At 40.4% G+C, this 1,212-nt stretch carries 1 protein-coding gene; it reads left to right on the forward strand.

The window, feature by feature from the left end; genetic code table 11:
* The first annotated feature begins 82 nt into the window (after positions 1 to 82).
* Positions 83 to 970, forward strand: coding sequence for a hypothetical protein (locus AM228_RS28905; protein WP_054469656.1), 888 nt, complete (start codon positions 83 to 85; stop codon positions 968 to 970).
* Positions 971 to 1,212: the final 242 nt, after the last annotated feature.

Below are 1,212 nucleotides of genomic sequence, written 5' to 3' on the forward strand. Positions count from 1 at the left end.
CCATAGGGTTAACCCTATGGTACTATATTATCTACCATAGGGTTAACCCTATGGCAAATAGTCGTAACTTAAGTATTTACTCATGTCTAAGCAAGCAAGCATTAAAAGTAAGGAAATTACAATTGGTGGAATTCCTATTCCGGTTTACATGATGTCCGATGGGGAATATCGTTGGTCGATGCGACAAGCGAGTAAAGCAGTTGGATTTAATGAAGGTTGGTTAAGTGATACGCTGCGTACTCAAGGCAATGCTCTGGCTAAGTTGAGAGGTTACGGATTCAAAGGAGAGATTATTGAATCTCAAGGACAAGGGTTTATCGAGAGTAATTTGATCCCCACAGAAGATTTCATGGCAATGATTATGTACGCTGCCGTAATCGGTATGCGTAAACCAGCAATTACTCTCTTGGCTGCTGCACTGCACGAGACTTTCGAGAGACGAGCGGATCATGCTTTTGGTATCATTCGAGATGAAGATGAATATATTCAGAAGTTTGAGTTTCGCTACGCTTCAATCATGTTGAATAAAGATTTACGCTCCGCAATTGGCGCATGGATTGAGGCAAATCAAGACTCTCTTCAGGAATACATAAAGCAATATTCAATCAAAGGAGGACAGAGGGGGATTTACGCTTCCGCTCTGGGTAAGATTTATCAACATCTTTTTGGGATGCCAAAAAAGTCGATTAATCAAATTTTGGATGTTAAATCCTACGAAACACCTAAAGATAACCTCCATGTTACTCAACTTCAACGCATAGCACAAATTGAAGATTTAGCTGCCAAATATATTAGCCGCAAAGGGTTGAACCCAATTGAAGCTATTGATGCTGCCACTGAAGCTCTGATGATTGATGTAGAAGAACCTCGACTCGGCGATCGAATTACTCCACAAGATGTCCACCAAGTATTGGGTGCAAAACAAAGTGCAAAACAAAAATTAAAAGTATCGCCGCCAGATCGGAAATAATTTCTGCACTGAATTTAGACTTAAATCACCATAATTTAGGGAGCGTCAGATATTAATATTTCTGACGTATCCTACCACTTCGATTTTTGTATTGCCGATACCGAGAGCAACACAAGCGACACTTAAAAGTTATCTGATGATTCAAAAAATAAAAAATATTACAGCAGTTTGCGCTTTTTTGAGGTACGTTAAGATCCCCCTAACCCTACGAACGATCCCCCCAAACCCCCGATCAAAGGGGG

Source organism: Planktothricoides sp. SR001 (genome assembly GCF_001276715.1).
Taxonomy (GTDB): Bacteria; Cyanobacteriota; Cyanobacteriia; order Cyanobacteriales; family Laspinemataceae; genus Planktothricoides; species Planktothricoides raciborskii.

Bases quoted from the DNA above. Each gene is read 5' to 3' on its own strand.
- AM228_RS28905 (WP_054469656.1), top strand. From the start codon at position 83: ATGTCTAAGCAAGCAAGCATTAAAAGTAAGGAAATTACAATTGGTGGA.